General features: G+C 62.1%; 28 protein-coding genes. 12 read left to right on the top strand and 16 right to left on the bottom strand.

Features of this window, described 5'->3' with window-relative positions:
- The 7 genes from IWY39_RS04575 to IWY39_RS04545 form a co-directional block, all read right to left on the bottom strand.
- Complete coding sequence (locus IWY39_RS04575) at window positions 1–846, bottom strand: AAA family ATPase (RefSeq protein ID WP_026002685.1); 846 nt, start codon at window positions 844–846, stop codon at window positions 1–3.
- An 87-nt stretch (window positions 847–933) separates the two neighbouring features.
- A complete protein-coding gene (locus IWY39_RS04570; RefSeq protein WP_017184690.1) occupies window positions 934–1,614 on the bottom strand; it encodes a DUF6975 family protein in 681 nt (226 codons plus the stop codon).
- Window positions 1,615–1,659: 45 nt separating this feature from the next.
- Window positions 1,660–1,815, bottom strand: coding sequence for a hypothetical protein (locus IWY39_RS04565; RefSeq protein ID WP_196871397.1), 156 nt, complete (start codon window positions 1,813–1,815; stop codon window positions 1,660–1,662).
- 335 nt (window positions 1,816–2,150) lie between these two features.
- Complete coding sequence (rpoD, locus tag IWY39_RS04560) at window positions 2,151–4,208, bottom strand: RNA polymerase sigma factor RpoD (RefSeq protein WP_017184689.1); 2,058 nt, start codon at window positions 4,206–4,208, stop codon at window positions 2,151–2,153.
- Between the two features lie 77 nt (window positions 4,209–4,285).
- Window positions 4,286–6,187, bottom strand: coding sequence for a DNA primase (gene dnaG, locus IWY39_RS04555; RefSeq protein ID WP_107125043.1), 1,902 nt, complete (start codon window positions 6,185–6,187; stop codon window positions 4,286–4,288).
- Window positions 6,187–6,591, bottom strand: coding sequence for a GIY-YIG nuclease family protein (locus tag IWY39_RS04550; protein ID WP_107125044.1), 405 nt, complete (start codon window positions 6,589–6,591; stop codon window positions 6,187–6,189). The genes dnaG and IWY39_RS04550 overlap by 1 nt, the downstream gene beginning before the upstream one ends.
- A 121-nt stretch (window positions 6,592–6,712) precedes the next feature.
- Complete coding sequence (locus IWY39_RS04545; RefSeq protein ID WP_107125149.1) at window positions 6,713–7,165, bottom strand: GatB/YqeY domain-containing protein; 453 nt, start codon at window positions 7,163–7,165, stop codon at window positions 6,713–6,715.
- A 157-nt stretch (window positions 7,166–7,322) separates the two neighbouring features.
- On the opposite strand from IWY39_RS04545, the gene carA reads away from it, so the two are divergent.
- The 6 genes from carA (at window position 7,323) to IWY39_RS04515 (ending at window position 13,763) form a co-directional block, all read left to right on the top strand.
- On the top strand, window positions 7,323–8,573 hold the full coding sequence (gene carA / locus IWY39_RS04540) for a glutamine-hydrolyzing carbamoyl-phosphate synthase small subunit (RefSeq protein ID WP_107125045.1): 1,251 nt from the start codon (window positions 7,323–7,325) through the stop codon (window positions 8,571–8,573).
- Window positions 8,570–8,938 carry a ribonuclease E inhibitor RraB gene (locus IWY39_RS04535; protein WP_017184684.1) on the top strand — a complete coding sequence of 123 codons (369 nt, stop codon included), beginning with the start codon at window positions 8,570–8,572 and terminating at the stop codon, window positions 8,936–8,938. The genes carA and IWY39_RS04535 overlap by 4 nt, the downstream gene beginning before the upstream one ends.
- 17 nt (window positions 8,939–8,955) lie before the next feature.
- Complete coding sequence (locus IWY39_RS04530; RefSeq protein WP_019052571.1) at window positions 8,956–9,225, top strand: hypothetical protein; 270 nt, start codon at window positions 8,956–8,958, stop codon at window positions 9,223–9,225.
- A complete protein-coding gene (gene carB / locus IWY39_RS04525) occupies window positions 9,209–12,544 on the top strand; it encodes a carbamoyl-phosphate synthase large subunit (RefSeq protein WP_107125046.1) in 3,336 nt (1,111 codons plus the stop codon). The genes IWY39_RS04530 and carB overlap by 17 nt, the downstream gene beginning before the upstream one ends.
- 80 nt (window positions 12,545–12,624) lie before the next feature.
- A complete protein-coding gene (gene greA / locus IWY39_RS04520) occupies window positions 12,625–13,101 on the top strand; it encodes a transcription elongation factor GreA (RefSeq protein WP_017184681.1) in 477 nt (158 codons plus the stop codon).
- A 23-nt stretch (window positions 13,102–13,124) separates the two neighbouring features.
- Entirely contained in the window at window positions 13,125–13,763 is a 639-nt protein-coding gene (locus IWY39_RS04515) for a rhomboid family intramembrane serine protease (protein WP_107125047.1), read from the top strand.
- A gap of 4 nt (window positions 13,764–13,767) precedes the next feature.
- Here the strand turns inward: IWY39_RS04515 and IWY39_RS04510 are convergent, their stop codons facing one another.
- From IWY39_RS04510 to IWY39_RS04490, 5 genes are all read right to left on the bottom strand, one after another.
- Window positions 13,768–13,989, bottom strand: coding sequence for a DUF4170 domain-containing protein (locus IWY39_RS04510; protein ID WP_017184679.1), 222 nt, complete (start codon window positions 13,987–13,989; stop codon window positions 13,768–13,770).
- A gap of 104 nt (window positions 13,990–14,093) precedes the next feature.
- Window positions 14,094–14,648 carry a DUF883 family protein gene (locus IWY39_RS04505; RefSeq protein WP_107125048.1) on the bottom strand — a complete coding sequence of 185 codons (555 nt, stop codon included), beginning with the start codon at window positions 14,646–14,648 and terminating at the stop codon, window positions 14,094–14,096.
- Complete coding sequence (locus IWY39_RS04500) at window positions 14,641–14,964, bottom strand: hypothetical protein (protein WP_107125049.1); 324 nt, start codon at window positions 14,962–14,964, stop codon at window positions 14,641–14,643. The genes IWY39_RS04505 and IWY39_RS04500 overlap by 8 nt, the downstream gene beginning before the upstream one ends.
- Window positions 14,961–15,350, bottom strand: coding sequence for a phage holin family protein (locus tag IWY39_RS04495; RefSeq protein ID WP_107125050.1), 390 nt, complete (start codon window positions 15,348–15,350; stop codon window positions 14,961–14,963). Before IWY39_RS04495 ends, IWY39_RS04500 begins: the two co-directional genes overlap by 4 nt.
- 40 nt (window positions 15,351–15,390) lie before the next feature.
- A complete protein-coding gene (locus IWY39_RS04490; RefSeq protein ID WP_107125051.1) occupies window positions 15,391–16,056 on the bottom strand; it encodes a hypothetical protein in 666 nt (221 codons plus the stop codon).
- Between the two features lie 231 nt (window positions 16,057–16,287).
- Here IWY39_RS04490 and eno point away from each other — a divergent pair, with 231 nt between their 5' ends.
- The 4 genes from eno to IWY39_RS04470 all read left to right on the top strand — a co-directional run bounded on the left by eno (window position 16,288) and on the right by IWY39_RS04470 (window position 20,634).
- Window positions 16,288–17,562: a phosphopyruvate hydratase gene (gene eno, locus IWY39_RS04485; RefSeq protein WP_017184674.1), complete on the top strand. Its 1,275-nt coding sequence runs from the start codon at window positions 16,288–16,290 to the stop codon at window positions 17,560–17,562.
- 77 nt (window positions 17,563–17,639) lie between these two features.
- On the top strand, window positions 17,640–17,951 hold the full coding sequence (locus IWY39_RS04480; RefSeq protein WP_017184673.1) for an FtsB family cell division protein: 312 nt from the start codon (window positions 17,640–17,642) through the stop codon (window positions 17,949–17,951).
- 224 nt (window positions 17,952–18,175) lie between these two features.
- Window positions 18,176–19,252, top strand: coding sequence for a pyruvate dehydrogenase (acetyl-transferring) E1 component subunit alpha (gene pdhA / locus IWY39_RS04475; protein ID WP_026002681.1), 1,077 nt, complete (start codon window positions 18,176–18,178; stop codon window positions 19,250–19,252).
- Window positions 19,252–20,634 (top strand): pyruvate dehydrogenase complex E1 component subunit beta, encoded by a 1,383-nt coding sequence (locus IWY39_RS04470; RefSeq protein ID WP_107125052.1) that lies wholly within the window; start codon window positions 19,252–19,254, stop codon window positions 20,632–20,634. Before pdhA ends, IWY39_RS04470 begins: the two co-directional genes overlap by 1 nt.
- A gap of 61 nt (window positions 20,635–20,695) precedes the next feature.
- Here the strand turns inward: IWY39_RS04470 and IWY39_RS04465 are convergent, their stop codons facing one another.
- From IWY39_RS04465 to IWY39_RS04455, 3 genes are read right to left on the bottom strand one after another with little or no spacing between them, the layout of a single operon-like run.
- Window positions 20,696–21,373, bottom strand: a complete 678-nt coding sequence (locus IWY39_RS04465) for a TadE/TadG family type IV pilus assembly protein (protein ID WP_107125053.1) — start codon at window positions 21,371–21,373, stop codon at window positions 20,696–20,698.
- 10 nt (window positions 21,374–21,383) lie between these two features.
- On the bottom strand, window positions 21,384–22,004 hold the full coding sequence (locus IWY39_RS04460; RefSeq protein WP_107125054.1) for a TadE/TadG family type IV pilus assembly protein: 621 nt from the start codon (window positions 22,002–22,004) through the stop codon (window positions 21,384–21,386).
- Window positions 22,001–24,034: a TadE/TadG family type IV pilus assembly protein gene (locus IWY39_RS04455; RefSeq protein WP_107125055.1), complete on the bottom strand. Its 2,034-nt coding sequence runs from the start codon at window positions 24,032–24,034 to the stop codon at window positions 22,001–22,003. Before IWY39_RS04455 ends, IWY39_RS04460 begins: the two co-directional genes overlap by 4 nt.
- An 83-nt stretch (window positions 24,035–24,117) precedes the next feature.
- Here IWY39_RS04455 and IWY39_RS04450 point away from each other — a divergent pair, with 83 nt between their 5' ends.
- Window positions 24,118–24,792, top strand: coding sequence for a hypothetical protein (locus IWY39_RS04450; RefSeq protein ID WP_107125056.1), 675 nt, complete (start codon window positions 24,118–24,120; stop codon window positions 24,790–24,792).
- Window positions 24,793–24,827: 35 nt separating this feature from the next.
- Window positions 24,828–25,292, top strand: coding sequence for an EF-hand domain-containing protein (locus tag IWY39_RS04445; RefSeq protein ID WP_107125057.1), 465 nt, complete (start codon window positions 24,828–24,830; stop codon window positions 25,290–25,292).
- Between the two features lie 76 nt (window positions 25,293–25,368).
- Here the strand turns inward: IWY39_RS04445 and trmFO are convergent, their stop codons facing one another.
- Entirely contained in the window at window positions 25,369–26,712 is a 1,344-nt protein-coding gene (gene trmFO, locus IWY39_RS04440; RefSeq protein WP_026149581.1) for a methylenetetrahydrofolate--tRNA-(uracil(54)-C(5))-methyltransferase (FADH(2)-oxidizing) TrmFO, read from the bottom strand.
- Window positions 26,713–26,825 lie beyond the last annotated feature (113 nt).

The following is a 26,825-nucleotide window of genomic DNA, read 5'->3' as shown; positions in this document are numbered from 1 at the left end:
TCAGCGCCCCTGACGCCGGGCCATGAAGGCCAGCCGCTCGAACATCATCACATCCTGCTCATTTTTAAGGAGCGCCCCATGAAGCGGCGGGATGGCCTTGGTCGGATCGCTGTTCTGGAGGACGTCCAGCGGCATATCCTCATTCAGCAGCAGCTTGAGCCAGTCGAGCAACTCGCTGGTGCTGGGCTTTTTCTTAAGGCCCGGCACGTCGCGGATGTCGTAGAAAATATCCATCGCCTTCGACACCAGGATTTTCTGGATGCCGGGGAAATGCACATCGACGATCGCCTGCATCGTGTCGCGATCGGGGAATTTGATATAGTGGAAGAAGCAGCGACGCAGGAAGGCGTCGGGCAATTCCTTCTCATTGTTCGACGTGATGATGACGATCGGGCGATCCTTGGCCGCGATCGTCTCGCCAGTCTCATACACATGGAACGCCATGCGATCGAGTTCCTGCAACAGGTCGTTGGGAAATTCGATGTCGGCCTTGTCGATCTCGTCGATCAGCAGCACGGGCAGGGTGGGGGAGGTGAATGCCTCCCACAGCTTGCCCTTGCGGATATAGTTGGCAATGTCGTGGACGCGCTCGTCGCCCAGCTGGCCGTCGCGCAGACGGGCGACGGCGTCATATTCATAAAGCCCCTGATGCGCCTTGGTCGTCGATTTGACGTTCCATTCGATCAGCGGCGCCCCCAGCGCTGTCGCAATCTCCTGCGCCAGCACGGTCTTGCCGGTGCCCGGCTCCCCCTTCACCAGCAGCGGGCGGCGCAGCAGCACCGCGGCATTGACCGCGACCTTCAGGTCGTCGGTGGCGACATAATCCTGGGTGCCTTCAAAACGCATCATAGTTCGTCCGCTTGCCTGTCATGGCTACCGGACTAGGCAAAGCGATGCGGGTGCGCAAGCCACGCGGGCGATATGGCCCCAGGATCAGTTCTGGCGCGCGCGGATGTCGGCGCGGGCGGCCAGCAGATCCCACAGGCCGCGATGCTGGTTCAGCAACTGGCGCGCGCCGAACTGGATGGCCCGGTCGACCACGTCATCCCCGCCGATCGCGCGCGCGACCTCCAGCGTGGCGGCCCGTTCGGGCAGGGTGCAGCGGTGCGGTTCCATGCCGGCACGAAGCGCCGCCATGTCGAGGATGTGGCGCACCGCGCGCCAGTCGAGCACCAGCGCCATCGCCGCCCCCATGGCGCAACCGCGCCGGTCGGACTGGGCCAGCATGTCGAGCGCATGGCGTTGCTGGCCAACGGTGGTTTCGCAATCGGCCTGGCCCGCCGTGCTGGGGGCGGGGCCGACCGCGACCGAAACCTGGGTCAGATAGGCGCGTTCGGATGCGAAGGAATCGGCGGCCTCGATCAACCATGCACGCGCGGCATTGTCGGCCGATCGCGTGGCGGCATGATCGATCACGCCGGGATGCCGGCCATGCAGCAGGCACAGATAATAGGCACCATCCGCCAGATCACCCAGCGACAGAAGCGAATCCCGCGCCACGCTGGCGCCCGCGCGATTGGCATAGGCATGGGCCGCCGTGCCATCGGCAGCGACGAGTGCCTCCAATATCCGCGATATATCGCCAAATTGATAGCGTGGTGCCGCTTCGCTCATATGCCATTCCCTGTTCGCCCCGGTCCGCCAGCGGGGATTTGACGGTCAAGCTACGGGAACGGGGTAAAGGAGCGGTTTACGGACGAGAAAAAAGGCGATCACGATCTTTGCAAAGCCGCTAATGGCGTTTTGAAAAGCGTTCATCCTCCCCCGGCTGGAAAGCGGTATCGCATAGGGAACTGTCTGCTCCTTCATCGTCATGCTGAACTTGTTTCAGCATCCATCGTGCACCACAGGCCGCCGCTATCGTAAAATCCAATAGAAACAAAAGATTGCTAGTGGTCCGAAAAGATTCTGACATTTGAACACGCCTTATCCCATAAGGTAGCAAATGTCAGAATCGGACCACTAGTGACGGGAAATGGATCCTGAAATAAATTCAGGATGACGTTGTGTCATGACGAGAAATCAGATGCGATACTAACGGAGGATGGGCCTGTTCAATCCGCCGATGCCGCGTCGGCAAACGACATGATCGCCATGAAAAAGGGCGGCCCAGTCAGACCGCCCTTTGATACTCACCGACAAGCAGCAGCTTATTGATCGAGGAAACTGCGCATCTTGCGGCTGCGGCTCGGATGCTTGAGCTTGCGCAGCGCCTTGGCCTCGATCTGGCGGATACGTTCGCGGGTCACGCTGAACTGCTGGCCCACTTCCTCCAGCGTATGGTCGGTGTTCATGCCGATGCCAAAGCGCATCCGCAGCACGCGTTCCTCGCGCGGGGTCAGCGACGCCAGCACGCGGGTGACGGTTTCCTTCAGGTTCGCCTGGATCGCGGCATCCACCGGGATGATCGCATTCTTGTCCTCGATGAAGTCGCCCAGATGGCTGTCTTCCTCGTCGCCGATCGGCGTTTCGAGGCTGATCGGCTCCTTGGCGATCTTCATCACCTTGCGCACCTTCTCCAGCGGCATGGACAGGCGCTCGGCCATCTCCTCCGGGGTCGGTTCGCGGCCCTGCTCGTGCAGGAACTGGCGGCTGGTGCGGACCAGCTTGTTGATCGTTTCGATCATATGGACCGGAATACGGATGGTCCGCGCCTGATCCGCGATCGACCGGGTGATCGCCTGACGGATCCACCAGGTCGCATAGGTGCTGAACTTGTAACCGCGGCGATATTCGAACTTATCGACGGCCTTCATCAGGCCGATATTGCCTTCCTGAATAAGATCAAGGAATTGCAGGCCACGGTTCGTATATTTTTTAGCGATGGAGATGACGAGGCGCAGGTTCGCCTCGACCATTTCCTTCTTGGCGATCCGCGCCTCGCGCTCGCCCTTCTGCACCATGTTGACGATGCGGCGGAACTCGCTGAGCGACATGCCGGTCGCCTGCGCGATTTCGCTGACTTCGGTGCGGATGCGTTCCACCGCGCGCCCTTCGGCAGCGACGAAGGCGGTCCATTTCTTGTCGATGCCGGCAACCCGGTCCAGCCAGCCATCGTCCAGCTCATGGTTCACATAGCGGTCGAGAAAGTCCTTGCGCGGCACCTTGTGCCGCTCGGCCAGACGCAGCATCTGGCCGCCCAGCGCGGTCAGGCGCCGGTTATAGGCATAGAGCTGATCGACGAGATATTCGATCTTCTGCTGGTGGAACTGGACGCTTTCGACCTCGGCGGTCAGGCTTTCGCGCAGTTCGTGATAGCGATCCTCTTCCGCCTGGCTCAGCGCATCGCCATTGCCCATAGCCAGCATGCGCGCGGCCTGGATGCTCGAAAAGGCACGGAAAATCTCCGTGATGGTCGCAAACTTCTCCAGCGCCATCGGCTTGAGCGTTTCTTCCATCTGCGCAAGGGAGAGGGTGTTGTCCTCTTCCTCTTCCTCTTCGGCGCGGCGGGTGCGACGCTCGCCCGAACCATCCTCATCCTCGTCGGCGTCGGCGGACTCCTCTTCGGGCTCCTCCTCTTCCTTGAAGCTGGGACCGGCAGTCTTTTCGCTTATTTCGCCATCATCATCCTCGGCGCCTTCTTCCAGGCTTTCGGGCGCAGGGTCTTTGGACAGCATCGCGTCGAGATCCAGAATCTCGCGCAGTTGCATTTCGCCATTGTTGAGCGCGGTCGACCATTCGATGATCGCGTTGAAGGTCGTCGGGCTTTCGCACAGGCCCAGGATCATGGTGTCGCGACCGGCCTCGATCCGCTTGGCGATGGCGATTTCGCCCTCACGGCTGAGGAGTTCCACCGCGCCCATTTCGCGCAGATACATGCGAACGGGATCGTCGGTGCGATCGACCGTTTCCTTCTTCTTTTCGGTGATCAGCCGGGGCGAGCCGTCATCGTCCTCCGCCACTTCATTGGCGTCGTCATTGTCGTCCTCGCGCTGCTGGTCCTCGCCATCATCGCCGGCTTCTTCATTTTCGACGATGTTGACGCCCATGTCGTTGAGCGCGGACATGACATCCTCGATCTGCTCGGACGACATCTGGTCCTGGGGCAGGGCGCTGTTCAGCTCGTCATAGGTGATGTAGCCGCGCTTCTTGGCACGGGCGAGCAGCTTCTTGACCGAGGCTTCGTTCAGGTCGAGCAGCGGGGCATCGCCACCTTCATCTCCGCCATCACCCGCACCCGCACTTTTGCTGTTCGCCTTGGTCGCCATTTATTCGCCTTAACTCCGCCGCTCCTTCTTGCCGGAGCGATCATTCAAATCCCTCGTCCCATGACGGGACGATCATATCACTCAATGTCGTCGGACTGCGCGAGTTCCGCCAGGCGGCTTTCATGGTCCATTTTCAGCCGATGGACCCGTTGCTGCTCGGCATAGCTTGCCTCGTTGAGGTCTTCCCTCGCCCGTCTCGTCGCCTCCGCCAATGCAGCGTCCAGCTCCGGTCCCTGCGCCATCACCCGAATGGCCTCCTCCAGATCGCGGGTCACGCGATCGGCGTCGGTTGTCATCCTGTGGGGGGTGAATGTGAACGTGTCGGCCCGAAGCATCCCCTTCGCCATATTATACACTTCACCTGGCCCCAATATGGTAAGGAGGCCACCGGTTTCAACTGTTTCTTTGCGAAAGGATGCAGCAATCATCGCGGCGAGCAATTGACCCAGCGCCCGATCCGCCACTTGCAGGCTCGCCAATGTCTCGCGATGGCGAACAATCTGGTCGGGATGGCGCAGCAAACTGGCCAGAATCGCGCGCAGCAACCGCTGTTCCATGCCGGTTGCGCCGATCGCGCGGGCTTCCTGGCCGACCGGGGCGATCGGCGGTTTCCAATTCCCCTTCTTGTCGCGCTGCCAACGGCCAGCATTATTGGCACCTTGCCCGCGCGGGGCGTTGCTGAAGGCGGGCCGGGCGAAAAACAGCGCGTCATAGCGCTCGCGGAACGCATGGGCATAATGGGCGCGCACGTCGGGATGGCCGATCGCCTCGGTAATCGCCGCCAGCCTGTGCTTGAGCGCCGCCTTTTGCTCGGGCGTATCGAGCGGCGCGACAGTCTGTTCGTGGCTCCACAGCCGGTCGACCAGCGGCTGCGCGGCGGCCAGCACCGCGTCCATCGCCGCTGGCCCTTCGGCGCGGATCAGGTCGTCGGGGTCTTTGCCCGCAGGCAGCGTCGCAAAGGCCAGGCTATGGCCGGGGCGCAGCAGGGGCAGGGCGCGCATCGCCGCGCGGATCGCTGCCTTCTGCCCCGCCGAATCGCCATCGAAGCACAGGATCGGCACCTCGACCATCTTCCACAATCGTTCGATCTGATGCTCGGTCAGCGCCGTGCCCAGCGGCGCGACCGCATCGGCAAAGCCCGCCTGCGCCAGCGCGACCACGTCCATATAGCCTTCGACCACGATCACTCGGCCCGTATTGCGGCTGGCGGGGGAGGCGCGGTCGATATTGTAGAGGGTGCGTCCCTTGTCGAACAAAGGCGTGTCGGGGGAATTGAGATATTTCGGCTCCCCTGCGCCCAATATCCGCCCGCCAAAGGCAATCACCCGCCCGCGAATATCGCGGATCGGCAGCATCAGCCGCCCGCGGAAACGGTCGTACGTGTCGCGCTTTCTGGTCTTACCGCCATCCGGCTCGGCACCGTCCGGGTCGATCAGGAGGCCCGTCTCGACCAGCATCGGTTCGCCAAATTCCTTGAGCGCGCTTTTCAGCCGCCCGCGTCCATCGGGCGAATAACCAAAGCCGAACGCTCGCCGCGTCGCATCGCTGATCCCGCGCTTTTGCAGATAGGCCCGCGCGTCCGCCCCGTCGATGCCGCCCAGTTGCTCCTCGAAAAAGCCCTGTGCCGCCGCCATCGCGTCATGCAGCCCCTTGGCCGCCTCCGCCCGTTTGGCCGCGCGCGGATCGGCCGCAGGCACGTCCATCCCCGCCGCCTGCGCCAGTTCCTTCACCGCCTCCATGAAGGGCAGGCCGCGCTGGTCCGTCATCCACCGGATCGCGTCGCCATGCGCGCCGCAGCCGAAGCAGTGGTAAAAGCCCTTCTCGTCATTGATCGTGAAGCTGGGCGTTTTCTCGTTATGGAACGGGCAGCACGCCTTATATTCGCGCCCCGCCTTCTGCACCTTCACGGTACGCCCGATCAGCGTGGACAGCGATGTACGCGCACGCAATTCATCGAGAAAGGCGGGGGTCAGGGACATTAACTCCCCTCCGGCGGCACTTCACCACCGCCGTTCGTTTCGAGCGAAGTCGAGAAACCCACACGCGGCATTTGCGGTTTCTCGACTGCGCTCGAAACGAACGGCGTGCGGGACGGATTTCGCTCGTGCGGCGGTCTGGCGAAGTGCGATAGCATTGACCAGTTCCCGGCAATCAGCGCCTCTTTCTTGGCGCGCGACCAGCCGCCAATGACCTGCTCGGCTTCCAACGCCTCGATCCGCGTGCCGAACGTTTCGCTCCAGACCAGCACTACCGGACGGCGTTTTCGCGTAAACGCACTGCCTTCACCATTATGATGCTGGCCCACGCGGTGATCCAGATTGTCGGTGTGGCCGGTATAATATCGACCGTCAGAGCATTTCAGCATGTAGGTCCAGAAAGCCATGTGCGGAATATGCCTGAACCGGCCTTTAAGTCGAGCGTCATGCCCAGCGTTTCTCGACTTCGCTCGAAACGAACGGCGGTTGTGGGCAACCCCTCCCTTGGGCGGGAGGGGCTATAATATGTCAACCAAGCGCCGCCTTCACCAGCGCGCTTGCTTTGCTCATGTCGATCACCTGGCCGTGCCGTTCCTTCAGCACCGCCATCACCTTGCCCATATCCTTGACGCTCGCCGCGCCGACTTCGGCCTTGATCCCCTCGATCGCCGCCTTCGTCTCCTCCTCGCTCAACTGTTGCGGCAGGAAGCTTTCGATCACGTCCAGTTCGCTCTGTTCCTTGGCGGCCAATTCGTCGCGCCCGCCATTTTTGAACATGTCGATCGATTCGCGGCGCTGCTTGACCATCTTTTGCAGCACTTCGACCACGACCACATCGTCGTCGGGCACGCTGGTGGCCACGCGCAATTCGATGTCGCGGTCCTTCAGCTTGGCCAGGATCAGGCGCACGGCGGCCAGCCGTTCCTTGTCGCCCGCCTTCATGGCTGTGATCTGGGCGCTCTTGATGGTATCGCGAATCATGGCGAAGCGAATCCTGTTCTGATCGGGAAAGAAGTAGATATAACGCCAAAAGAGATTTTTAACAGGCGTTGACCGCGACGTCGCACAGGCATAGGTGACCGGCCGTTTAACCCGCACCAGACGGGACCCCGCAAAAGCAAAAAAGGACCACCCGACCATGGCTGACGCCAAGACCCTCATTGTGCCCAAAGGAGCGACAGGGGTATTGGTTTTTGCCGATGGTTCCGCCGTGTTCGGCCGTGGCTTCGGCGCTGTGGGCGAAGCGGTGGGCGAACTTTGCTTCAACACCGCCATCACCGGCTATCAGGAAATCATGACCGACCCCAGCTATGCGGGTCAGGTCGTGACCTTCACCTTTCCCCATATCGGCAATGTCGGCACCAACGCCGACGATGTGGAAGCGGATACGCCCTTCGCGCTGGGCTGCGTCGTGCGGCAGGACGTCACCGAACCCAGCAATTTCCGCAACGTCCAGCCATTTGACGCATGGATGCGCGATCATGGCCGCATCGGCCTGTCGGGGGTCGATACCCGTGCGCTGACCCGCATGATCCGCGAAAAGGGCGCGCCCAACATCGTCATCGCCCATGATCCCGACGGTCAGTTCGACATCGCCGCACTGGCTGCCAAGGCCGCCGCCTGGCCGGGGCTGGAGGGCATGGACCTGGCCATCGAAGTCACCGCCAAGGACAGCCGCTTGTGGAACGATGGCGGGTGGACGCTGGGCAAGGGCTATAGCCTGAACGAAACCCAAACTCCGTTCGTGTCGAGCGCAGTCGAGACACCGGAAAGCGGCTTCTCGACTGCGCTCGAAGCGAACGGAGCCAGTTCAAGACCCCATGTCGTCGCCATCGACTATGGCGCGAAGAACAATATCTTCCGCAATCTGGTGAAGGCCGGCGCGCGCGTGACCGTGCTGCCCGCCACCGCGACCTTCGATCAGGTGTCGGCCCTGTCGCCCGATGGCGTGTTCCTCTCCAACGGTCCGGGCGATCCCGCCGCGACCGGCGCATATGCCGTGCCGGTGATCCGGCAGGTGCTGGACGCGGACATTCCCGTGTTCGGTATCTGCCTTGGTCACCAGTTGCTTGGCCTTGCCGTCGGCGCAAAGACCATCAAGATGCATCAGGGCCACCGCGGCGCGAACCATCCGGTCAAGCGGCTGGAGGACGGGCTGGTCGAGATTACCAGCATGAACCACGGCTTTGCGGTCGACGCGGCCACGCTCCCCGCCAATGTCCGCGCCACCCATGTCTCGCTGTTCGACGGCAGCAATTGCGGCATTGCGCTCACTGACAAAAACGCCTTCTCGGTCCAGTATCACCCCGAAGCCTCGCCCGGCCCGCAGGACAGTTTCTACCTGTTCCAGCGCTTCGTCGATGGCCTCAAAAAAGCCGTGGCGGCATGAGCATCAAGCTGCCCCCCGTCGATGAGGCGCGGCTGGCCGCCGAATGGGAAGCGGACCGTCAAGTCCTCGCCAACCTCGCCGCCAATGGCGACAAGGCGATGATCCCGCGCCCGGTGGACGTGAGCTTTCGCGGATCGGAAAAGGATTTCGAGCGCGTCCTGACCATTGCCAGCCAGTTCGGCATGGTGGAACTGGACCGGGAGGAAGATGAGGAAGGCGACCTGTTCCTGTTCCTGGAATGCGAACAGGCAGTCGACGAAGCTTCGATCCGCGCCCTGACGAAGAAATGCCTCCAGATCGAAATCCTCTGCGGCGTCGAATATGACGGCTGGGGGTGCGAGGCGCGGACGGGGGCGGTGCATTGAGGCAAGTACCGTGGATTTTGATCGCAATCGCGCTTGCGGGATGTGCAAGTGATCGCAAATTTTCTCAAAGCGATTTCGATAAGATCTCCGATAAATGTGGCTTGCCGCGATCAACTTTGAATTTGAGGGGCAAGGACGAGCTTCAACTCCAGCCGCCACTGGACGCAAAATATGAAGCGGTCGATTGCATCCTCAAAGAACTTAAAAAAGCCAACTATCCATTGAAAATGGGCTTTGTTGGTAACGAACTCTATAAAGAAGAGGCTTCCAATGCCCAAGCGCACTGACATCTCCTCCATCCTCATCATCGGCGCTGGTCCGATCATCATCGGCCAGGCGTGCGAGTTCGATTATTCGGGCACGCAGGCGGTGAAGGCGCTCAAGGAAGAGGGCTATCGCATCATCCTGGTCAATTCCAACCCGGCCACGATCATGACCGACCCGGAATTTGCCGACGCCACCTATGTCGAGCCGATCACGCCCGAAATCGTGGCGAAGATCATCGAGAAGGAGCGGCCGGATGCGGTGCTGCCGACGATGGGCGGGCAGACCGCGCTCAACACCGCGCTGGCTTTGTTCAATGACGGCACGCTGGAGAAGTTCGGCGTTCAGATGATCGGCGCGGACGCCGAAGCCATCGACAAGGCGGAGGACCGGATCAAGTTCCGCGACGCCATGGACAAGATCGGCCTGGAATCCGCCCGTTCGCGCATCGCCCACTCCATGGAGGAGGCGCTGGAGGCGCTGGAATTTACCGGCCTGCCTTCCATCATCCGCCCCAGCTTCACCATGGGCGGCACCGGCGGCGGCATCGCCTATAATCGCGATGAGTTCATGACCATCGTGCGCGGTGGCCTGGACGCATCGCCCACCACCGAAGTGCTGATCGAGGAATCGCTGCTCGGCTGGAAAGAATATGAGATGGAGGTCGTGCGGGACCGCAACGACAATTGCATCATCATCTGCTCGATCGAAAATGTCGATCCGATGGGCGTTCATACCGGCGACAGCATCACCGTCGCCCCGGCGCTGACGCTGACCGACAAGGAATATCAGATCATGCGCAACGCATCCATTGCGGTGCTGCGCGAAATCGGCGTCGAAACAGGCGGTTCCAACGTACAGTTCGCGGTCAATCCCAAGGATGGCCGCCTGATCGTGATCGAAATGAACCCGCGCGTCTCGCGCTCCTCGGCTCTCGCGTCGAAGGCGACCGGCTTCCCGATCGCCAAGGTCGCGGCCAAGCTGGCCGTGGGCTATACGCTCGACGAGATTACCAACGACATTACCGGCGCGACGCCAGCGAGCTTCGAGCCGACCATCGACTATGTCGTGACCAAAATCCCGCGCTTCGCGTTCGAAAAGTTCAAGGGCGCGGAACCGCTGCTTGGCACCGCGATGAAATCGGTTGGCGAAGTCATGGCGATTGGCCGCAACATCCATGAATCGATGCAGAAGGCGCTGCGCGGTCTGGAAACCGGCCTGTGCGGCTTCAACGATGTCGAACATCTGGCCGGCGCGCCCAAGGATGACATCGTCGCCGCCTTGTCGCAGCCCACGCCCGACCGATTGCTGGTCGCGGCCCAGGCGTTGCGCGAAGGGCTGAGCGTCAGCGAAATCCACAATATCGCCAAGTTCGATCCCTGGTTCCTTGAACGGATCAAGGAAATTATCGATGCGGAAGGCGAGGTTCTGGAAAACGGCCTGCCGCGCGATGCGGACGGGATGCGGCGCCTGAAATCCATGGGCTTTTCCGACAAGCGCCTGGCCTATCTCGCGCTCAAATCTGCCAATCTGCGCGGCATGGAACGCGGCATCGCGCGCGGTTCCGGCCTGATCCACGAAGCGGTCAAGGCGATGACCGGCGGCGTGACCGAGGATGAAGTGCGCGCGCTGCGCCATAAGCTGGGCGTGCGCCCGGTGTTCAAGCGCATCGACACCTGCGCCGCCGAGTTCGAGGCGAAAACGCCCTATATGTATTCGACCTATGAAGCGCCGATCTTTGGGGAAGCGGAAAATGAATCCGCCCCGACGGATCGCGAAAAGGTGGTCATCCTGGGCGGCGGGCCGAACCGGATCGGGCAGGGGATCGAATTCGACTATTGCTGCGTCCATGCCTGCTTCGCATTGAGCGACGTTGGCTATGAAACCATCATGGTCAACTGCAACCCCGAAACCGTGTCGACCGACTATGACACGTCGGATCGCCTCTATTTCGAACCGCTGACTGCCGAGGATGTGCTGGAAATCCTCGACATTGAAAAGTCGAATGGCACGTTGAAGGGCGTCATTGTCCAGTTTGGCGGCCAGACCCCGCTCAAGCTGGCGCAGGCGCTGGAGGATGCGGGCATCCCGATCCTGGGGACTTCGCCCGACGCCATTGACCTGGCCGAAGACCGCGAGCGTTTCGCGGCGCTGATCGACAAGCTGAAGCTGCGTCAGCCCGCCAACGGCATCGCCCGCAGCCGGGAGGAGGCGATCGCGGTCGCCAACCGCATCGGCTATCCCGTCCTCATGCGCCCCAGCTATGTTCTGGGTGGCCGGGCGATGGAGATTGTCGACGGACAGGCGCAGCTGGAAGAATATATCACGACCGCCGTTCTGGTGTCGGGCGAATCGCCTGTGCTGATCGACCAGTATCTGCGTGATGCGATAGAGGTTGACGTCGATGCCCTGTGCGACGGCGCCGACGTCGTCGTGGCTGGCGTGCTCCAGCATATCGAGGAAGCCGGCGTCCATTCGGGCGACAGCGCCTGCTCGCTGCCGCCCTATAGCCTGAGCAATGACATCATCGCGGAAATCGAACGGCAGACCGAAATATTGGCCCATGCCCTGTCGGTGCGCGGGCTGATGAACATCCAGTTCGCGGTCAAGGATGGCACGGTTTACCTCATTGAGGTGAACCCGCGCGCCAGCCGCACCGTCCCCTTCGTGGCCAAGGCGATCGGCACCCCCATCGCCAAGATCGCCGCGCGCGTGATGGCGGGCGAGATGCTGGAAACGTTGCCCACGATCGACCGCAATGCGATCAACCATGTCGCGGTCAAGGAAGCGGTATTCCCCTTCGGTCGCTTCCCCGGCGTCGATCCAGTCCTGTCACCGGAAATGAAGAGCACCGGCGAAGTCATGGGAATCGATAGCGATTTCGCCACCGCCTTCGCCAAGGCGCAGATCGGCGCTGGCACCATGTTGCCGACTGGCGGCACGGTGTTCATATCGCTGAAGGATGGCGACAAGCAGGTCATCCTGCCCGCTGCCAAGAAGCTGGCCGCCATGGGCTTCCGCATCATCGCGACCGGCGGCACCGCCACCTTCCTGGCCAACCATGGCATTGCGGTCGAAACCGTCAACAAGGTGGCGCAGGGCCGTCCGCACATCGTCGACCGGATCACCGACGGTGACGTGCAACTGATCTTCAACACCACCGAAGGCTGGCAGTCCTTGAAGGACAGCAAGGCGATCCGCACATCGGCTCTACGGGCGAAGATTGCCAGTTTCACCACGGCCGCCGCCAGCGTCGCCGCAGCGGATGCAATCGAGGCTTTGCGGGACCATCCCCTTGAAGTGCGGTCGCTCCAGTCCTATTATCCCCTGTCGCAAGCCTGATCCCCTGCACAAGGACACACGCTGCGGGTGGCACCATGTTGGTCGCCGCCAAAGGGAAGTTTTGACGAAGGATTTGCATAATGGCGACCGTTGAGAAGATGCCGATGTTGCAGGTGGGCTATGACAAGCTCATGGGGCAACTCCGCGAACTCAAGGCTGAACGGCCATTGATCGTTGACGCCATCGAAGAGGCGCGCGCCCATGGCGACCTGTCGGAAAATGCCGAATATCATGCGGCGAAGGAACGTCAGGGGCAGGTGGAGGCCACCATCTCCGATCTGGAGGACAAGCTTTCGCGCGCGCAGATCATCGATCCCAAGAGCCTGTCGGGCGACAAGATCGTGTTCGGCGCGACTGTCACCTTGCTGGACGAGGATGACAAGCCGGTCAAATATCAGATTGTGGGTCAGGCCGAAGCGGACGCGAAGCTGGGCATGATTTCCTATAACAGCCCGCTTGGCCGCGCGCTGATTGGCCGCACGGTCGGTGAAGATGTGGAAGTGTCTGTCCCGTCGGGCGACAAATTCTACCAGGTCGAAAAAATCGATTTCATCTGATCGTGAGATTACCTGCAGGCAGGATGACCAACGGGATCGCGGCGATAACCTTCGTCGCGTTTCTGCTGCTTGATCTGACCGGGCGCACGGATGATGCGGCCATCATCGGCGGCTTCATTCCTGCGCGCATTGCCGATCCGGCGCTGCTGGATGGCATGGCGGCTGTCCCTGCCTGGCTGACGCCGCTCAGCTGCACGCTGATCCACGCAGGCTGGCTGCATATCGGCTTCAACCTGCTGATGCTGGTGTTTTGCGGGCGGCAGGTCGAACAGGTGTTGGGGAAGGGCGGTACGCTCTGCCTCTATCTGACCGGCGCTTATGGCGCATGCGCCGCGCAATGGGCGATCGACCCCGGTTCGACCAATCCCATGGTGGGCGCCAGCGGTGCGATATCGGCGATCATGGCGACCTATGCCCTGCTATACAGCCAGCAGACGGTGCGTAGCATTGGGCCGATCTCGGCAAATATCGTGCGCCTGCTCTGGCTGGCGGCGGCGTGGATCGGCTTGCAACTGATGATCGGCATCGCGACCGCTGGCAGGATGGGGCAGCTTGGCCAGATCGCCATTGCCGCGCATATTGGCGGCTTTCTTGTGGGGCTGGTGCTGACGCGCCCGCTGTTGCGCTGGCGTTTCCGAAAGCCGCCCCAGCCCCTCAACTAAATCATCAGCTGGACGGCAGTTCCGGTTCCAGCAGCCGGTGCAGATGCACGATCACATAGCGCATTTCCGCGTCGTCGACGGTCCGCTGCGCGGCGCTGCGCCACGCTTTCTCCGCCGACACATAGTCAGGGAACACGCCGACCAGATCGACCTTGCTCAGGTCCTGAAAATCCAGTGTTTGTGGATCGGTAACGCGACCGCCCATCACCAGATGCATTTTGCTCATGGCGTTATCTGTCCTCTTTTGGGTGAACGCTGCTCCTAGCAGCGGTGCAGCGTCCATCCAAGGGGGGCAGAGGGGGCAATTGCGTGCTTTTGCTGCCGGCGCGATTAGTTTTTCGGCAATCGCGCCTTTATCGCATCGGCCAGCGCGTCAACCTTGGCGTTGACGAGGGCCACGACATCTTCGGTGATGTGCGTAGCCTTGCCCGGCAGATCGCTCGACGCTGCCGTCTTGCGCGCCGTGGCGGCCAGATCGCTTGCGCTCTGCTTGATCGATTCCGCGCCGTCGGTCGCGGCCGATCGGGCAGCAAGCGCTGCCTCGACCACGCGCGCACCAGCGGCGCTGGCAATGCCCGGCAGCGCTTTCATTGCAGCCCGGCTCTTGGGGAACATCCATGCGACCAGCGCGCCCGCCGCGACGGCGCCAGCGACGGCCACGACCGGATGCTCCTGCACGATCTGGTTGGCGCGCGTTGCGATTTTCTGCGTACGGTCGCGCGCGTCGCCATAGGCTTCGCTCGCTTTATCCCGGCTGGTCTGGATCAGCTCGCCTGCGCCTTCGCGGGCCTTTCCGGTGCCATCCTTGATCTTGTCCGTCGCGCTTGCCGCGACATAATTTGCCGCTTCGCGAACGCGGCTCAGTTGGGCGCGAATATCAGCCATTTTCAGTCTCCGAATGGTCGGGGTTCGTGTCGGTATGTCCAACGTACAGCCGCCCGAAAAGTGCCGCGAGCGGGCGACGGACAAGGAAGAGGAGGATGGCCGCGCCCGCCGCCCCGACCATGGCTGGCCGCTGGCGTGCCGTGGCGGCGGCATAGGCCATGCCGTCCATCGCAACATCCACCACCTTGGTCGTGGCGTCCTGCTTCAACCGGGCGGGCGTTACCCGCGCTTTGGCAGCCTGAGCGCTGGAAATCAGGCTTTGTTTTGCGGCCTCGGCCCGCGCGACAGCCTCACGATATTGCAACGGACCACTCATGGGGTAATCGCCTTCTTCATCCGGGAGATCCGTGCCTTTGCTATCAGCAAAAGCCCGGTCGTGACCAGCAGGCTGGCGCCCAGCACCGCGAAGGTCGCCCAAAGCGGGCCAAGCTGTGGCGATAGCGCGATGATCAGCCCGATCAGGAATGCCACCAGCGTGGCGAATATCAGCATGATCGCTACCACGGCAAAGATCGCGGCATCGCGCACGCCTGCCCCGATAAGGCCGGCGCGCGCCTTCTGCTTGTCCGCTTCCGCCGCTGCATAAGCACGGCCATCGGCATAGAGACGGGCAAAGACATCACGCACCGATTCGTCGGGCGCGCCGTCCTCATGCCCGTCGGCTTGCGGCGTGACCGCCGTTTCCGCTGGCTTGTCTGTCAAATCTTCCTCCGCCCCGTTCGCCGGGGCCTTTGCGCAGATGTCAGGTGTCGCTGTCCGAACCCTTGGCCAGACGCATCAACACGAAGCCGACCACCGCCGCCGCGCCGATGGCGACAGCCGGGCTTTTACGCACGAAATCGCGCGCTTCGCTCATCAACTGGTCGACATCCTTGCTGTCCAGCGTGTCCGCCGCGCCGGCAACCGATTCGGCCGCCTGCCGGGCATAATCGCCATATTGCGGGCCTAGCTTTGCATCGACCGTGCCTGCCGTATCGGAAATCAGCTTGGCCAGGCTCTGCATCGCCGTGCCGGTCTTTTCCTTGGCGACGCCAGCAGCCGACTTGGCGGTCTTGCCTGCCTGTTCCTTGATCGGGTCGATATGCGACTTCCAGTCGACAGCGCCCAGCGCGTCGGTGGCGGACTTGGCCGCCTGTTCCGCCTTCGCCTTGATGGGCGCGATCTGCGCCGACCAGCCGGTCGATGATGCGCCGTTGCCGGGCTTCTTCGTGGCCTTCGCGCTGGTGGTCGCCTTTGCGGTCGTTGCCTTTGCGGCCGCTACCTTGCGCACGGGCGTCTTGCGCACTGGCGTTGCCTTGACCACGGGGGCGCTGGCTGCGGTGGCCTCGACCGGCTTGGCCTTGCGCGGCCTGCCGACCGACTTTTTCGGCGCTGTCTTGGCGGGCGGGGTGTCGGGCGTGTCGGCCATGGTCCTAAGTCTCCCTTTCGGTTGCGCGGCTGGGGCGCGCGCCGCGGCAAATGATACTTGGGTCAAATGCTTTGCGGTCGCTCACAGTTCCGTAGCCGTTCCAATTTCGACCATCGGCATTTTTTCCGCCCATGCAAGCCCCTCTGCATTGCCAAGCACGGGGGCGCTGGCTAAGCGGAGCGCGAAAATAGGCGTCCTGCCGCAGCGCAGGCCATATTTCAGGGAGCGACCATGACCGCCATTCTCGACATTCACGCCCGCCAGATTTTCGACAGCCGGGGCAACCCCACCGTCGAAGTCGACGTCACCCTTGAAGATGGCAGCTTTGGCCGCGCCGCCGTCCCGTCCGGTGCATCGACCGGCGCCTATGAAGCGGTGGAAAAGCGCGACGGCGACAAGAGCCGCTATATGGGCAAGGGCGTGCTGCAGGCGGTTGCCGCCGTCAATGACACGATCGCCGAACAACTGATCGGCCTGGACGCGGAAGATCAGGGCGAAGTCGACGCCGCGATGATCGAGCTGGACGGCACCGACAACAAGTCGAACCTTGGCGCCAACGCGATCCTGGGCGTCAGCCTGGCGGTGGCGAAAGCGGCTGCCGATGCGCGCGGCCTGCCGCTCTACCGCTATGTCGGCGGCGTGTCGTCGCATGTCCTGCCGGTGCCGATGATGAACATCATCAACGGCGGCGAACATGCCGACAATCCGATCGACTTTCAGGAATTCATGATCATGCCGGTCGGCGCGGAAAGCATCGCCGACGCCGTGCGGATCGGGTCGGAAATCTTCCACACGCTGAAAAAAGGCCTGCATGACAAGGGGCTGGCGACGTCGGTGGGCGACGAGGGCGGCTTTGCCCCCAACATCGCCTCTACCCGCGATGCGCTGGATTTCATCATGCTGTCGGTCGAAAAGGCGGGCTACAAGCCGGGCGACGATGTCGTGCTGGCGCTCGATTGCGCCGCGACCGAATTTTTCAAGAACGGCAAATATGAGATTTCGGGCGAAGGCCTGTCGCTCAGCCCGGTCGAAATGGCCGATTATCTTGCCGCCCTGTGTGCCGACTATCCGATCAAGTCGATCGAGGATGGCATGAGCGAGGATGATTTCGAAGGCTGGAAGGCGTTGACCGACAAGATCGGTGGTTCGGTCCAGCTGGTCGGCGACGACCTGTTCGTCACCAATCCCAAGCGTCTGGCCATGGGCATCGACATGGGGCTGGCCAACTCGTTGCTGGTCAAGGTCAACCAGATCGGCACGCTGACCGAGACGCTGGCGGCCGTCGATATGGCCCATCGCGCGCGCTACACCGCCGTCATGTCGCATCGGTCGGGCGAGACCGAGGACGCGACCATCGCGGACCTCGCCGTCGCCACCAATTGCGGTCAGATCAAGACGGGTTCGCTGGCGCGTTCCGACCGGCTTGCCAAATATAATCAGCTCATCCGTATCGAGGAAGAACTGGGCGACATCGCCGTCTATGCGGGCCGCTCCATCTTCCGCTAAAACTGTCGGGATTCGGTTGGCCGCAAGTTAACCATTTTTTACTTGCGGCCAGTCTCTCCCTGTGATTCATCTTGGTCATGGCGCATATCGCGAAGCTTCGTTCCCTTCTTTTCTCGGCCTTTGGTCCGGCGGTCGCGCTGCTGCTGCTGCTCGTCTTTGCCCTCTATGTCGTGCTGGGGTCGAACGGGGTGCTGGCGTGGGGCGATTATTCGCGTCAGTTGCGCGCGGCCAAGGCCGAACTGAAAAGCACGCAGGCGACGCGCGCCGAATTGCGCAATCGCGTCGAGGCGCTCGATCCGCGCCGTGTCGATCCCGATCTGGCCGATGAACTGATCCGTCGCCAGCTCGGCGTCATCCACCATGACGAAGTGATCGTTCCGCTCAACTGAGCCGCCTTCAAGGAAAACGTAAGGTTTTTGCGTAGAAATCGCCGTAGCCGCAATTTTACTGCGGACGGATTGATCTTGGCTTTGCAAACTTCGCAGATGGGGTGAAGTTTGCGGAATTCTTATTGATCTGGCCCGGATTCAGGGGCTTCGTCGTTGCAATATCTCCAGCACTCCCGCTATATCGGACTTCCTTCCATCCTACCCCACGCAAAAGGATAAGAGCCTTGGCGAAACCAACGACGCCGCGTCCTTCACGCGCAACGGCAAAGGCGGCTGCACCCGCCGCCGGCGCGGACCATAACCGGCCTCGCCCTGAAACTCCCACTGATTACAAGGCATCCAAGGAAGAGTTGCTGGAATTCTACCGACAGATGGTCCTCATCCGCCGGTTTGAAGAAAAAGCCGGCCAGCTTTACGGCCTGGGCCTTATCGGTGGCTTCTGTCATCTTTACATCGGCCAGGAAGCGGTCGCCGTCGGCATCCAGTCGGCGCTCAAGCCCGGCAAGGACAGCGTCATCACCGGCTATCGCGACCATGGCCACATGCTGGCCTATGGTATCGACCCCAATGTCATCATGGCAGAACTGACCGGCCGTGAAGCGGGCATTTCCCGCGGCAAGGGCGGTTCGATGCACATGTTCAGCGTCGAACATAAATTTTACGGCGGACATGGCATTGTCGGTGCGCAGGTGTCGCTGGGCGCAGGGCTGGGCTTTGCGCACAAATATAATGGCGATGGCGGCGTGTGCGTCGCCTATTTCGGCGACGGCGCGGCCAACCAGGGCCAGGTCTATGAATCCTTCAACATGGCCGAACTGTGGAAGCTGCCGATCATTTTCGTCATCGAAAATAATCAGTACGCCATGGGCACCAGCGTCAACCGCTCGTCGGCCGAGGACCAGCTCTATCGCCGGGGCGAAAGCTTCCGCATTCCCGGTATCCAGGTCAACGGCATGGACGTGCTGGCCGTGCGCGGCGCGACCGAGGAAGCGCTCAAATGGGTGCAGGGCGGTAATGGCCCCATCCTGCTGGAAATGAAAACCTACCGCTATCGCGGCCACTCCATGTCCGACCCGGCCAAATATCGCTCGCGTGAGGAAGTCCAGGCGATGCGCGACAAGTCCGACCCGATCGAGGGCGTCAAAGCCTATCTCTCCGCGCAAGGCGTGGGTGAGGACGAACTCAAGAAGATCGATCAGGACATTCGCAAGATCGTCAGCGAAGCGGCTGATTTTGCTGAAACGTCGCCTGAGCCGGAGATGGCTGAACTCTATACAGACGTGCTGGTGGAGCAATATTAATGGGTATCGCAATCAAGATGCCGGCGCTCTCGCCGACGATGGAAGAGGGCACGCTGGCCAAATGGCTGGTCAAGGAAGGTGATGAGGTCCGTTCGGGCGACATTCTGGCCGAAATCGAAACCGACAAGGCGATGATGGAATTCGAGGCGGTCGACGAAGGCAAGATCGGCAAGATCATGATTGCCGAGGGCACCGAAGGCGTGAAGGTCGGCACCGTGATCGCCGAGATGGCGGGCGAGGGCGGCGAGGACGCTGCGCCCGCACCCAAGGCGGAAGCCAAGGAAGCGCCTAAAACAGAGGCCGCGTCCGAAGCGCCGAAGAAGGCCGAGAGCGGCACGTCCAAGCTGGCCAGCAACGTCAAGGCGTCGGTTCAGGACCCCGCCATCCCCGAAGGCACCGAGTTCGTGAAAACCACGGTCCGCGAAGCGCTGCGCGACGCCATGGCCGAGGAAATGCGTGCCGATGAGCGCGTGTTCGTGATCGGTGAGGAAGTCGCCGAATATCAGGGTGCCTATAAGGTAACGCAGGGGCTGCTCGACGAGTTCGGCGCCAAGCGGGTCATCGACACGCCGATCACCGAATATGGCTTTGCCGGCATCGGCACGGGCGCGGCGATGGGCGGTTTGCGCCCGGTCGTGGAATTCATGACGTTCAACTTCGCCATGCAGGCGATCGACCACATCATCAACTCGGCGGCCAAGACCAATTATATGTCCGGCGGCCAGATGCGTTGCCCGATCGTGTTTCGTGGTCCCAATGGCGCGGCCAGCCGCGTGGGCGCGCAGCATAGCCAGAATTACGGCCCCTGGTATGCCGCCGTCCCCGGCCTGATCGTCATCGCCCCTTATGACGCTGCCGATGCCAAGGGGCTGCTCAAGGCCGCGATCCGCAGCCAGGACCCGGTCGTGTTCCTTGAAAACGAACTGCTCTACGGTCGCAGCTTCGACGTGCCCAAGATCGATGACTATGTCCTGCCGATCGGCAAGGCACGGATCATGCGGCCGGGCAGCGACGTCACGCTGGTCAGCTATTCGATTGGCGTTGGCCTTGCCCTCGAAGCCGCCGAAACGCTGGCGGCAGAGGGTATCGATGCGGAGGTCATCGACCTGCGCACGCTGCGCCCGCTGGATACGGCGACGGTGCTGGAAAGCCTGAAAAAGACCAACCGCCTTGTCGTGGTGGAAGAAGGCTGGCCGACCTGCTCGATCGCGTCGGAAATCGCCGCCGTGGTCATGGAGCAGGGCTTTGACGATCTCGACGCCCCGGTCCTGCGCGTCGCGAACGAAGACGTGCCGCTGCCCTATGCCGCGAACCTGGAAAAGGCAGCCCTGATCGACTCGGCCCGCGTCGTCGCGGCGGCCAAGAAGGTCTGCTACAAATAAATATCAGGGTGCGGGCGGCGGAAAAACGCCGCCCGTTTCTTCCTTCAGTCGCTACGGCCCGTCAGGAGCAGGTCGAGGCTGTGACATTTTCCGAATTGTAAACCTGGGTCAGATCGCGGCTGTCGCGGACATTGAAGGCTGAGGTTTCGGTGATGTCATTGAGCGGCAACCAGAATAACGGCATCAGCCTTTTGTAACGATATCGGATTTCTACGAACATCACGGCGGTTCCGGTCGCTGCCTTCAACTCCTTGCCGGTCGGTCCCATGCCCGCGAATGATGTACCGGTTGCGCCAGTGCCCTGCGTGCCATAGGCCGAGGCATAGTTGACCGCTCCAAAACAGCGCTGCCATTTGATCGTCTGTCCGCCATCGCCGTTCAGTTGCAGGCTGGACAGGATGATGCGGCTGTTGGCTGCCAGGTTCAGGCCCGATGCCTGAAGATCCGCGCCGATGAACACATCGTTGATTTCCGCTTCGCTGATCGGCTTGTCGTTGATCGCGCTTTGCGCGCCCATGCGGGACGCATTGTCCGACACCATCACGCCCAGTTCGCCGACCCGTTTGACCGTGATGGCATAGTTGGTCAGCTCCAGCGCCGATGTCGTCAGGATCATGAGGAAAGGCAGGACCATGGCGAATTCCACCAGCGCCATGCCGCTTTCACTGCGCCGCAGACTGCGCGCATGATGTCGCCATCCGTTGCGAAGGGCGGAAGGGGAAGGCAGGATCGCGGTCATGCTGTGATCTTCATATGCAATTGCCGGTGAGGGGTTCGGACTGCTTGTCGAAGGGCTGGTTGCGCAGGATGGTGCTGGACGCCATGGTCACTTGTTGCGACCAGCCCAGCAGATAGGCCATCGGGAAGATGCGATTGTAGCGCAGCGTTACGGTATAAATGGTCACGTCTTTCGCACCGCCCTGGCCAGTCACGCCTGAATCCAGATCGCGCACATTGTTGCCGTTGGCGTCATCGAAGGTTTCGTTATTGTTGCATATGCCGTCGCCATTGCCGTCGACAAAGGCTTCGGCCTTCGATTGCGCGCGGCCATAGGATTTGTACGCCATGCGCGAGAAGCTGAAATCGCCGCCCGCCACGAGGCGCTTTACCGACGCTTCCACGATCCCGTCGAGCGCATCGCGATTGGCTTGGGTTGCCGTTTCCAGCGCCGATGCGCGCCCGGCTGCCTGTACCTCGCCGCTCAGGATCGCCCGCGCATAAAGATAATAGGCAGTGTCGAACAGGAACATCAGGATGAGGATCAGCACTGGCGCGACAAAGGCGAATTCCAGGACCGTCACCCCGCGCTTGTCAAGGCGCAGGGCGCGCAGCAGCCCCCTGCCGGGCCATCGCGAGGCAGCGTGTTTCATCGTGTGATCCGCAATTGGGCGATCTGCGACGCGATCTGCGAGAAGGTCGTCGTCAACTGATCGGCATTGTCCGCCTGATAGGCACGGCCAGGCGATGCGCAGTTCGACAGTAGCGTCGTGAGATTGGTGCCGAAGGCGATGACCCAGACGGTGATATTCTTCTGGGTCTTGGCAATCGTGCACAATTCAGTGAGACGAGCTTCCGTGATGGCATTCTGATCGGCGTCGGTTGGGATGGACGCCGTGGATGTCCGGCGCCGGGACACGGCGGACAGACCCCATGCGTCATAGCTCCCGATGCGCGTGTCGGTTTCACCGTCGGTCATGAAGATGAGGTTGCGGGCGTAGCGCCCGGTCGATTCCGCTGCTGCATGCTCGGCCGCGAACAAGCCTTCGCGTGACATGAGACGCAGGCCCCAGAGCATGCCGATATCATGATAGGTAAAGCCCGCCGTCGTCAGCCCGTTCATGTAGGTCGACAGGGTAGAGGAGTCGATTTCCGCCAGCTTGCGCGCATAGGTCGGACAGGCGGCATATTGGTCGGTTGACCCGTTGGGCGTGTAATAGTTGGTCGTGGAATTGGGCGAGACGACGCGGGTGTAGGTCGGCGCCGAACCGCTATATTCCCAGCCCGACGTCGAGGTTGCACCACTGGCGCGGCGGCCATAGATAACCCCAGGAAGGAATGGCTTCCATTGCGTTTCAGGCTTGGCCGGATCGGGAATCAGATCGATGTCCATGTCGTAGCGGGGAACATCAGTCCCTTCATTGTTGCGACGGGTGGCGCGTTCCTCGATGCAGCCGTTGGCCTGAGTCCAACTGATTTTTCGAGCCGCGCCGAAATTATTGGATACTGGTGCTGTAAAAAAGCCGCCGCTGACCAGTTCATCGCCTGAACCGGCGCCCTTCAAATCGGCGGCGGGGTATGTCACTGGCTGATAAATCCAGTGATAGGCTGTCTTATCCGCATTCTGGTCACCGGCATTGGGATTTTCTGACACCGTCTGGGTGTAGGTTTCGATATAGTTATTCCAGTTGGTGGGCGTTATCCAGCAGATGCCTTTATTCAGGCCTGCCGAATAGGTGACGCCATCGCGCGTCCGGACGCGCGTCCGCGATCGGGGCAGGGCGGTGGCGGACGGCGACCATGCCGACCATGGGGTGTAGCTATCGCTCAGCGAATTCGCAGGCGCGGAGCATGTTTCCGAAGAGCCCTGATATTTCGTGCCTGTCGATTTATCGCCACTATCCAAGACAGATGTGTTGGTAGTGATGGTTCCGCCCTGGGTTGACCCCGGAATAACCGATGTTCCGTCCGGCACGCGGGAATCATAGACCGGATTGTCCTGAATCCAGTTGCGCTTGAGCAACATGCCGACATTGACCGTCGAGGAATAGGGCACGAAACCATAGCGGATATGACTGCCCGCCGGCTTCACCTGTTGCAGGGCATTGTAGAAATTCTGGACGGCGGTGCGTAGCACGGCGATGCGGCTTTCGCTGTCGCCGGGGTTGACGTCGTTCATCGACAGGGTGGTGTCTAGCACGAACATGACGTCTGTGTTGGGCAGTTGCAAATCCGCCGTGCATTCAGCCGAAATGGTACGGCTGCTGAAGCCGAACAATTTCATCAGCGTCATGGGCACCGCGACGGACGCGGTGCCGGTCACGGCGCCCGTGTCTGATGCGGCATAGTGGATCGTGGGTGCCCCCGCGCCATATTTGTTGGCGGGAAAATTCAGATTGAAGAAATTCTTGGCGGTTTCTTCATTGCTGTTCGTGCCGGTCGTCCAGGTAATGCCTGACATGGAGCGGCGCCCCGCCAGCGCGCCCGCGTCGCATGCCTGCTGAAGGCGGGTCTTGGCCAGGTAGAGCCGACTGACGTCGATACCCCCGCCGATCAGGCCCGCCAGCGGGAAAATCGCCGCGGCAACGATGGCAAGGACATTGCCAGCCTCGTTATGTGCCAACCGGGCCATAAACCCGTTCGTCCGATTGATCTGCTTGCCCATCTGTCCGCAATCACCCATGTCGCGCCCAACACCCCCCATGTCCGGGCGGGGCAATTCTGTTCGCCTATGCAGGCACTCTGGTTAGAATGTGTATGAGGAAGATGGTTAAAGGACCGATAACTACCGCGCCTGATGATGGCCTTTCCCCGCTGGCGACGCTGCTGAGCGCCCATGCGGGGGCGGACGGGGCGCGGCATCGGGCGATCTGGGCCTATGATGGGCGGCTGGCGCATATCGCGCGATCGACCCGCGAACCCACGATCGGCCAGATGCGGCTGGCATGGTGGAATGACGTCATCGACGATGCGTCGGGGATCAAGGGGCAGGGGGAGCCAGTGATCGACGCGATGCGCGCGACGGGCGCCGCTGCCGCACCGGGACTGGTCGCGATGATCGACGGCTGGGAAATATTGGTGGTGGAGCCGGAAATCGATGTGGCGGGCCTGCGCAGCTATGCGGTGGGACGCGGCGGCGGGCTGTTCCGCGCCCTGGCGGGGGAGGCGGACGCCCCCGACTGGCTGGTGCAGGCCGGGCAGGTGTGGGCATTATGGGATCTTTCGGGCCATGTCGGCGATGATCGGCTGGCCGATGAAGCGTTGGCGCTGGCCAAGCAATTCGTGACGGACCCGCCACCCGACTGGCCGCGCGCCTGGAAGCCGCTGCGGATCGCCTATACGCTCGCCCGGCAGGATGTGCTGGCCGGACGCCGCGCGCCCGCCGCCATGCCGCGCGCCTTGGCGTTGCGGCTGTTGCGGGTTGCGCTGTTCGGGCGCTAGGATAGGCTGGCGAAGCAGCCGGGGAGAATGAGGGCATGGGGCGATTGCTGGCAGGCGCGATGGCGATGCTGCTGCTGATCGCGGGCGGCCTGTTCTGGTGGCAGGGGCAAGCGAGCAACCAGCCGGTCCCGCAACTCGCATTCGCCCCGCCGCCACCGCCGCCGGTCGAGAGCCTGCCGCAGGGCGATCCAGACGCCATCGGCGACGCGCCGCCCATGCCGGCCGAGGCCAGCCCGCAAAGCCGCGAGCAGCGGCGTTTTGCCCGTTACGACCGCAATCGCGATGGCGTCATCACCCGGATCGAGATGATGGGCAGCCGGACCAAGGCGTTCAAGGCGCTCGACAAGGATGGCGACAATCTCCTCTCTTTCGAGGAGTGGGCGGTCGCGACATCCGATCGTTTTGGCGCGGCGGACGGGAACAAGGATGGCAAGCTCACCCCGGCGGAGTTCGCGGCGACAGCGCCCAAACGCAGTGCAAAGCCCAAGTGCAAATGCTGATTCGTGTTCCCGCGCAGGCGGGAACCCAGTCCCACGCTCCGAACTAGGCTCCGCCTGCGCGGGAGCACCTTGTTGTTCAGGCGATCTCCATCTCGCCCAGCCACGCCCCCAGCGATGCGCGCGCGCGCGCCGTGTAGGCCTCCTTGCGCTGCTTTTTCTTCACCTCGTCCAGCGTTGGAAACAGGCCGAAATTGACATTCATCGGCTGATAGTCGGCACTCACGACATTGCCCGTCACATGGCCGAGCAGCGCGCCCAGCGCGGTGTCGGCGGGCGGCGGCGTCATGACGCGGCCCTGCAATTCCGCCGCTGCGAACCGCCCCGCCAGCAGCCCGATCGCGGCACTTTCGACATAGCCCTCGCACCCCGTCATCTGCCCGGCAAAGCGGATATGCGGCGCGCTTTTGAGGCGCAGCGTCGGATCGAGCAGCTTGGGCGACTGGATGAACGTATTGCGATGCAGCCCGCCCAGCCGCGCAAATTCGGCCTTCTCCAGCCCCGGTATGGTGCGGAACAGTTCCACCTGCGCGCCATGTTTCAGCTTGGTCTGGAACCCGACCATGTTCCACAACGTCCCGCTGGCATTGTCCTGCCGCAACTGCACGACGGCATAGGGCCAGCGCCCGGTGCGCGGATTGTCCAGCCCCATCGGCTTCATCGGCCCATGGCGCAGCGTTTCCGGGCCGCGTGACGCCATCACCTCGATCGGCATGCAGCCCTCGAAATAGGGGGTGTTGGCCTCCCACTCCTTATACTCGGTCTTTTCGCCGTCGATCAGCCCCTGGACGAAAGCCTCATATTGCTCCCGGTTCATCGGGCAGTTGATATAATCCTTGCCCTCGCCACCGCCGGGGCCGATCTTGTCCCAGCGATTGGCCATCCAGCACTGATCCATGTCGATGCTGTCATGATGGACGACCGGCGCGATCGCGTCGAAAAAGGCCAGATGCTCCATGCCAGCCGCTTGGCCGATGCTGGCCGCCAGCGCAGGCGCGGTCAGCGGCCCGGTCGCCACGATGGTCATGCCGGACGTGGGCAGCGTGTCGATCCGTTCGCGGACGATCTCGACATTGGGATGATCGGCCAGCGCGCGGGTCACGCCGCCCGAAAAGACGTGCCGATCCACCGCCAGAGCGGAGCCGGCGGGCACCTTGGCCGGCTCGGCCTGCGCCATGATGACGGAATCGAGCCGCCGCATTTCCTGATGCAGCAGCCCTACGGCATTCTTGTCGGCATCGTCGGACCGGAAACTGTTGGAACAGACCAGCTCCGCCAGCCCCTCGGTCTGGTGCGCAGGGGTCATATCCCCCGCGCCGCGCATTTCCGACAGGCGCACCTTCACCCCCGCCTGCGCCAATTGCCACGCCGCCTCGGACCCGGCCAAACCGCCGCCGATGATATGCACCTGATACTCTGTCACTGATCCGCCTTGATGTCGCACTTCTGCCGTTCGGGCCACGGCCTATAGACCAAGGTGACGCGACAGGACAGGGCAGTGATGCAGCTTCATTGCCTTGCGATCGTCATGGCGCG

Origin of the sequence: Sphingobium sp. JAI105, assembly GCF_015752145.1 — a bacterium.
In the GTDB taxonomy this organism is placed as follows: Bacteria; Pseudomonadota; Alphaproteobacteria; order Sphingomonadales; family Sphingomonadaceae; genus Sphingobium; species Sphingobium xenophagum.
This window is presented reverse-complemented; position numbering and strand designations above follow the sequence as displayed.